The sequence below is a fragment of the Gordonia oleivorans genome, from assembly GCF_040044975.1.
Lineage (GTDB): Bacteria > Actinomycetota > Actinomycetes > Mycobacteriales > Mycobacteriaceae > Gordonia > Gordonia oleivorans.
The window spans coordinates 116,577-123,746 of the sequence record NZ_JBDZDI010000016.1 but is presented as its reverse complement, the minus strand read 5'-3'; the positions used below and the strand labels follow the sequence as shown (position 1 = coordinate 123,746).

Genomic DNA, 7,170 nt, shown 5'->3' with positions numbered 1-7,170 from the left:
TCGGATTCAGTCTCAGCAGAGAAGGACACCCCCCACACTCTGACTGCGACCACCGACAAGCGTGAGACGTCAACGATGTCCCGACGACACGACGTCAAGCATGTCCCGAGCCCTTACACGTCACATCCGGGAACATCGCCACGACACCGGCCGGCGTTCGATCGCCCTTGTTCAGCCGGTCGGACGGTTCGACCATTCACAAGCCGCAGTTCACGTCGCGTAGCGGTCTCCTAGCAACCCGCCGCTTCAGCACTGCAACCTCGAACTATGACGCGCCGGCCGGGGAGCAGTGCTGGCCTGAGGATTCTGACAAGTTAGTGAGAACCCACAGGTGACAAGATCATGAGAAACCCCAGTTCGCGACTGACAAAGAGGATGAGATCCTACAGAACAGGAGGATGACAGGTCAAGCGTCACCGCACGGTGAAGTCGACCAACGATTCCAGCCCCCGGAGATCCGCACCGTTGCGCGTCACAAGCGTCAACCCGTTTGCGACGGCCACCGCTGCGATCATCCTGTCGAGGACGTGGGATCTTGCCCTACCGCCGTTGGCGACCGCCTGTCTGACGATGCGACCGTAGGCGACTGCGGCCGCATCGTCGTACGGAACGCCGTCCCGGAAGTGTGTGATCAAATCCTCCAGAAGGTCATGACGCGCAATTCTGGATTCGCCGTCGACCGTGTAGAGCCCCATGCGCAGCTCGGTGTACGACAGCGACGAGACGAAGAGTTCGTCGAAGTCGTCGAGATCGGGCGCCGTCTCGCCGGGCTTGTTCACCGCAACCAGCACCGACGTGTCGAGCAACGCTGCCACCATCAACGCTCCCAAGGATCGTCGACGTCCTCGGCCCGCTGATCCGCCAACTCCTCAGCCCAACGCGTGTCATGCGCGTGCGAGCGCATGAGAGCCGCGAACTCGCGCGGTGCCACGCCGATTCGCTTGGAAATCGGCCGCAACTCTGCGACCGGACGGTTGTGTTTGGTGACCACAAGCGTGCGGCCGTCAGCTACCGCGGACAGCGCTGCCGTCGGATTCTGGCGCAGTTCACCCACAGAAACGGACTCAGTCATGGCATCCATGCTCACGGCAATCTAGATATTTGTCTAACTACCCGGCGCGCACCGGGCGGCGCAATCACGGACGGTTGGTGCCGATGAGCCGGTCAACGACCTCGACACATTTCTGAAGTCCGGCGCTGTCGGCCATCGCGGTCGCCATGCGTTCGGCAGCCTGCGCATACGACGAGTCATCGAGCACGTGGCGCACCGCCTCGCGCACTGCAGCGGCAGAGGGCATTTCGGACTTCAGCCGTCGCCCGACGCCCGACCAGGCGATCCGCGCACCCACCTCGGGCTTGTCCTCCAGGCCACCACTGGTCACGACGGGGACGCCGTACCGCAGCGCGTACTGAACGCCGCCGTAGCCGCCGTTGGTGACGAAGACGTCGGTCTTCGGGAGCAGGTCGTCGTACGGAAGATATTCGGCGGCAAAGGTATTGGCGGGAAGCTCGGGAAGTGTGTCGACGCGTCGACCGCCGGTGGAGACGACGATGTGCACGTCGTCGTCGGCGAATGCCTCCAGGGTGGGGGTGATGATCTGACGGTAATCCCGGTTGGCGAAGGTGCCCTGCGTGACGTGGATGACCGGCCGCGAACCGTCGAGCTGCGACCACCAGTCGGGTAACGGGGCCCGCGAACCGGTCGCCGAGACCGGTCCGACGAAGTGGAGGTGCTCGGGAGCATCGCTCCTGGGGTATTCGAACTCGGGCACGGTGAACTGGAGGATGGCATCGGCGTGCCGTGGCCAGTCGAGAACGAGGAATTCCAATGGCGTGCCATGGATCTCGCGATGAATTCCGTCGGCGACCCTCTGCGCATCGGCCAGGACCAGACGACGCGCCACCTGGGCAAGCGCCGCGTTGCGCAGCCGCCCGACCGGCCCCGTCACGGGTAAGAGCCCCATCCCGCCCGGAGCCGTGTCGCGGCTGCTGATGAACAGCGGGGTCACCCCGCATGCGATCACGGGCGGGCGTTGAGCTGGGTCGCCGCCCAACAGGTACGCGCCTCCGGCGAACGCTCCGTCGGTGAGCACCGCGTCGGCAGGCGTCTCGGCGAAAAGCGTCTGCAGGGCCTGGTATTGCGATTGCGCAGGTCGGACAAACGTGTTCTCGATGTCAAAGGCGAGCGCCCGGATTCCGCTGAGTTCGCGGCGTTCGGGGAACACGACGTCCCAGTCCTGCCGGTCGTCGAAGTCCGCCTCCGGAGGTAACGGCACATGCTGCGCACCAACGGCTGTCACCTTCTCGGCGAAGCGAGAGCCGGTCAGAAAGCGGACACGATCCCCCCGCTCCACCAGGTGACGCGCAACGTTGAGCAGCGGCGTCACGTGGCCGTGCAGCGGCACGGTGCCGATGACGATGTCGGACATCGGGGGATCCTTCCGGGCGGTGTTGCACCCAGCGTCCTCCCTGAGGGGGCCGGGGTCGCGAGTAGCGGGCTACTCGGTTGCCGATGCCCGACGCGGTGTCCTTCTCACGACCGATACTTCTTGTCGTAGGGACCACGTAACGTCCCCGTCCGTGAAGATGAAAACATCGCGTGCCGCCGCATTCCTCGTCGCCCTTGCCGCTCCGTTCGCCATCGGCGTCGCCACCACCGCCCACGCATCCGCACAGCCCGTTGCCAATTCGGCCATCACCGGAGCGTTGTCGAGCCCGCAGGTTCAGTACGTTCCCGCGTCCACCGTGAGCCGGCAGAATGCCGTGGAGTCGGCGGAGGCCTACTTGAGCATCAGCGCGTTCTCGCGCCAGGGACTCATCGAGCAGCTTGAGTACGAGGGCTTCTCCACCGCCGACGCGGAATACGCCGTCGATCACATCACTGTCGATTGGAACGAACAGGCAGCGAAGTCCGCGGAGACTTATCTGGAGATCAGTTCGTTCTCACGCCAAGGCCTCATCGAGCAACTCGAATACGAGGGCTTCACCCCCGCACAGGCGCGGTACGGCGTGACCGCCGTGGGACTCTGACGGGCATTCGCGACGAAACGTCGTAGAACGTCACCCCAGAGCGTGACGTTCTACGACGTTTATCGTCTGGGTCACGAGCATCCGACAGCACACGGAGGAATGCGCGCGCCTCACTCAAAACATGCGGCCGGACCCTGCCGCCAGCCGGTCGCGAAGGCCAGAGCCTGCTGCTCCGCCGTGCCATGGGCGTCGCCGGGCGCATCGGAGTACCGGAACAGCTTGACGACCTCCTCGAGATCACCGTCCTCGACGACGATCACCCCGTCGCGCGCGAGATCGCCGAGCGCACCGCCGGCCAGGCACTCTGCCTGCAACTCCTGCGGATCCTCGACCAACGATGACGGCACCTGTGCGAGAATCGCGTGCCCCCACTCGTGGGCGACGACGTCGTAGACGATGACGTCGCCGATGGAATCCGCCAATTCCAGGTAATCCGAACCGAATTGGACCGAGTGGTCCCGCGGGCAGTAGATCGCGTTCATCTCCGGCATCGGACCGCACGCGGTCGCGTCACCCGGATCGATGACGCCGCGGACGGTCGGCGGCTCGTAGTCGATCCCGAACATCTCCGGCGCCTGCTGCGCCCAATAGTCTGCGATCACGTCGACCGCGGCGTGGTAGTCCTCGGCAACCGACTCCGAGGCACCGGATTCGGCCGCCGCAATCGCCGTGCCGTCGCCGATGGAGAGTGCGGCAGCGGTGATCACCGTCGCCGCGGTGATCAGTGAGGTCAGGAATGGTCGCACGGGGGGTGTCCCTTTCGATGGGCGTCCGCCGCTGCGGGCGGACGCGTGGATGGTGTTGCCCTATAAGAGGGACGGGACACCGTCGCGGTTCCATCGAAGTGCGTGGATCATTCGAACGGTTGAGCGCCGGGGCAAGCGCTGTCAGTGAAAGGCAAGCGCTGCCAACGTCAGAGCGAGCGCTGTCAGTGAGAAGGCGAGCGCTGTCAACGTCAGAGCGAGCGCTGTCAACGTCGAGGTAAGCGCCGTCGTCAGTGCTGGTGCAGCTCAGTCCTTCTGCAACGCGGCGACAATGGACGCCAGCCGACGGTCGCGGGTCTCGTCCTTCTTCGCCTCGGCCACCGAGCGCGCGAATTCCTTGCGTTTGGTGAACGAGAGGGCGTCGAAGGACGCCTTGATCGTCGGGTCGGCGGCCAACGCGTCGGCGAGTGCCGGCGGGATCTCGACCTCACGAGGGGCACTGTCGAGGGCGATCTCGACGTCGATGGTGTCGCCGGGCTCCACGCCGAGTCGTGCTCGAACCGCCTTGCTGAAGCCGACGACGTTCTGCCCGCCCATCCGGCCGACGCGCCCGGCGACGGTGACACCGCCGACGGTGATCGACACCGGCGGTGTCTTGCCGCCGCCGAGTACGGCGACTTGCTCATCGGTCAGCATCACCGCCGCCGCGGGCCCCGTCGGCTCCAATACCGTTGTGATGCTCAGCTTCTCGCCCATGGATGACTTCCTCTCAATCGTCGATGATCGCGGCACCGCGTCGTCGGAGTTCGGCGAGGCCGTCGCGTCGGGCCTGCAGCAGCTCGGGTGGATGCCCGGCCCAGTCGGTGAGTTCACCCACCACGCGCACCGCAGCCCGGGTCCGGAACGACTGGGTCGGATTGCCGGGGAACTTCTTGTCGGTCACGTTCGGGTCGTCCTCGATCGCACCAGTCGGCTCGACAACGTAAATGCGTCCGGGCCCGCCACCATTTGCCAGCTCGGCACCCCACACCGCAGCATCCAGGGTTCGGGTGACGTACACGTGATTGGCGATGCGCCCGTCCTCGAAGTTCGATCCGTGACCGGCGACGAGGAGATCCCCGATCCGCAGATCGGCCTTGGTGCCGTGCAGGAAGGCTCCCGACTCGTGCGGCTCAAAGGGTTGCGGGGGTTGCTGTGTCACCGTGTCACTCCAGCCCAGGTTGGTGATGGGACTCGTCGAGACTGCTGATCACCGAGACTACTGGCACGCCACGTGAGAACAACGTCGTGGAACGTCATTCCCTGGAGTGACGTTCCACGACGAACTTCTGGTGGATCGCCGCTCCCGAGGCTGCCCTGGACCCGTCATGGGCCATGATGGAAACCCCTCGTCGTCGACCGCCGGAGCACGCATGCGCCTCACCTCTCTCGGCCGCCCGTCTCGCGGAGCGATCTGACGATGTCGTCGTCCCGATCGGTTCCTGTCACCGCGACCGACGTCGACCGTCTCTTCCCGTCGCGGTTGCGCAGCCTCGACGACAACGATCCGGTCGGACCGCTGTGGCGGGCCGCGCAGATCTTCCGGCTCGCGTCGTTCTGTTACGCCCTCGGGTTCCAGATCGCCATCAACAACGACCTGGTGCGACCCGGCCTGACCTGGGTGCTCTTCGCGTTGATGGCCATCGCCAACGTGTGGTGGTCGATCGGATACGTCGCCGGTTTCGGACGCAACTGGTGGTTCGTCGGCAGCGAGATCGCGGTGTCGGTGGTGATGATCCTGTCGACGTCCTACGTCGCCGACGCGGCCTGGGTGGCCGGCAACCAACCCTGGCCCACCACCCTGTGGATGACCAACTGTGTCCTGTCGGCGGCGTTGCTCGGCGGGTCGCTCTACGGGATGGCTGCCGGCGCGGCCATCGGCGCGAGCACCTTCGTCGTCAAGAACTACATCGTGTGGAATTTCGGTCGTAACGCGACATTCCTGTTGCTCATCATGACGGGCATGGCCCTCGGGCTGGCCGCGACGCGGGCGCGCGTCACCCATGCCCGGCTGAGCGCCGCGATCCGGTCGGCGGCCGAGGCATCCGAACGTGAACGACTCGCCCGCGAGGTCCACGACGGCGTGTTGCAGGTTCTGGCACTGGTGGCTCGTCGTGGTTCGGAAATCGGTGGTGAGACAGCCGAACTCGCGAGGCTGGCCGCCGATCAGGAACAGCGTCTGCGACGGCTGATCGCCGCGCAACCGGCGACACCGGCTGACGATCCACCCGCCGGTGAGCAGGATCTCGCCGCAGCACTGCGGGCCCTCGGCAGCGACGCGGTGTCGGTCAGCACCCCACCCGACGCCGTCGCGTTACCCGCCGAGGCGGCTGCCGAGATACTCGCCGCGGTCGGCAACATCCTGCACAATGCGGAGTTGCATGCCGGTCCCGACGCCCACAGCTATGTTCTGCTCGAAGATCTCGACGACGAGGTGATCGTCAGCGTCCGCGACACGGGCGTGGGAATTGCGCCGGGACGTCTCGAACAGGCGCGTGCGGAGGGCAGGATGGGAATCGAACGCTCGATCATCGGCCGGATCGACGATCTCGGGGGCCACGCGCGATTGCACACGGCCCCCGGTGCGGGAACCGAATGGGAGTTGACGATCCCGCGGGATCCGGTCGCGCACCGAGGAACGACGGAGGAGACAACCCGATGACCGCGACCGGTGATGCCCCGATCCGGGTGATGGTGGTCGACGACCACCCGATGTGGCGCGACGGCGTCGCCCGTGACCTCACCGACGAGGGGTTCGAGGTCGTCGCCACCGCCGACGGTGTCCGCGCGGCCACCGCACGCGCGGCCGCCGTCCAACCCGACGTGGTGCTGATGGACATGCAGATGCCCGACGGGACGGGCGCGTCGGCCACCGCCGAGGTCCTCGCGGCCTGCCCCAATGCCCACGTCCTGATCCTGTCGGCGTCGGATGAACGCGACGACGTCCTCGAGGCCGTGAAGGCCGGCGCCACCGGATATCTGGTGAAGAGTGCACAACGGTCCGAACTGGTCGCCGCGGTCCGCGCCACGGCCGCCGGACAGACCGTGTTCACGCCCGGGCTGGCGGGCCTGGTCCTCGGTGAGTACCGACGGATCTCCCGCGATCCCGGGCCCGACACCCCCGTCCTCACCGACCGCGAGACGCAGGTGTTGCGGGAGGTCGCCAAGGGCCTCTCGTCCCGGCAGATCGCGACACGACTGTCGATCAGCCCACGCACCGTCGAGAACCACGTCGGCGCTGCGCTGCGAAAACTCCAGTTGGCCAACCGGGTCGAGTTGACGCGCTACGCCATCGAACACGGACTCGACCGCGACTGAGACAACGAGCCGCCACGGCCCACTACCGAGGGCCACTGGGTAGATGTACGCATGATCGCCGGCCGCGTCTGATCGAGGC

9 protein-coding genes are annotated in these 7,170 nt (G+C 66.1%); 3 read left to right on the top strand and 6 right to left on the bottom strand.

What is annotated here, in order from left to right:
- Positions 1-413: 413 nt before the first annotated feature.
- The 3 genes from ABLE92_RS19580 to ABLE92_RS19570 all read right to left on the bottom strand — a co-directional run bounded on the left by ABLE92_RS19580 (position 414) and on the right by ABLE92_RS19570 (position 2,429).
- A complete protein-coding gene (locus tag ABLE92_RS19580) occupies positions 414-818 on the bottom strand; it encodes a type II toxin-antitoxin system VapC family toxin (RefSeq protein WP_348806454.1) in 405 nt (134 codons plus the stop codon).
- Positions 818-1,072, bottom strand: coding sequence for a type II toxin-antitoxin system Phd/YefM family antitoxin (locus tag ABLE92_RS19575; protein ID WP_348806453.1), 255 nt, complete (start codon positions 1,070-1,072; stop codon positions 818-820). The genes ABLE92_RS19580 and ABLE92_RS19575 overlap by 1 nt, the downstream gene beginning before the upstream one ends.
- A gap of 64 nt (positions 1,073-1,136) precedes the next feature.
- The gene (locus ABLE92_RS19570; protein ID WP_348806452.1) at positions 1,137-2,429 is read right to left on the bottom strand and encodes a glycosyltransferase; all 1,293 of its coding nucleotides are present in this window, start codon (positions 2,427-2,429) and stop codon (positions 1,137-1,139) included.
- A 157-nt stretch (positions 2,430-2,586) separates the two neighbouring features.
- On the opposite strand from ABLE92_RS19570, the gene ABLE92_RS19565 reads away from it, so the two are divergent.
- Positions 2,587-3,030 (top strand): Ltp family lipoprotein, encoded by a 444-nt coding sequence (locus tag ABLE92_RS19565; protein WP_348806459.1) that lies wholly within the window; start codon positions 2,587-2,589, stop codon positions 3,028-3,030.
- A gap of 110 nt (positions 3,031-3,140) precedes the next feature.
- Here the strand turns inward: ABLE92_RS19565 and ABLE92_RS19560 are convergent, their stop codons facing one another.
- The 3 genes from ABLE92_RS19560 to arr form a co-directional block, all read right to left on the bottom strand.
- A complete protein-coding gene (locus ABLE92_RS19560; protein WP_348806451.1) occupies positions 3,141-3,776 on the bottom strand; it encodes a neutral zinc metallopeptidase in 636 nt (211 codons plus the stop codon).
- Between the two features lie 264 nt (positions 3,777-4,040).
- Positions 4,041-4,490 carry a YdeI/OmpD-associated family protein gene (locus ABLE92_RS19555; RefSeq protein WP_348806450.1) on the bottom strand — a complete coding sequence of 150 codons (450 nt, stop codon included), beginning with the start codon at positions 4,488-4,490 and terminating at the stop codon, positions 4,041-4,043.
- Positions 4,491-4,503: 13 nt separating this feature from the next.
- The gene (arr, locus tag ABLE92_RS19550) at positions 4,504-4,935 is read right to left on the bottom strand and encodes an NAD(+)--rifampin ADP-ribosyltransferase (RefSeq protein WP_348806449.1); all 432 of its coding nucleotides are present in this window, start codon (positions 4,933-4,935) and stop codon (positions 4,504-4,506) included.
- 258 nt (positions 4,936-5,193) lie between these two features.
- Between arr and macS the strand changes: the two genes are divergently transcribed.
- Both macS and ABLE92_RS19540 read left to right on the top strand, forming a co-directional pair.
- Positions 5,194-6,435, top strand: coding sequence for a MacS family sensor histidine kinase (gene macS / locus ABLE92_RS19545; protein WP_348806448.1), 1,242 nt, complete (start codon positions 5,194-5,196; stop codon positions 6,433-6,435).
- Positions 6,432-7,091 carry a response regulator gene (locus ABLE92_RS19540; protein ID WP_348806447.1) on the top strand — a complete coding sequence of 220 codons (660 nt, stop codon included), beginning with the start codon at positions 6,432-6,434 and terminating at the stop codon, positions 7,089-7,091. Before macS ends, ABLE92_RS19540 begins: the two co-directional genes overlap by 4 nt.
- Positions 7,092-7,170: the final 79 nt, after the last annotated feature.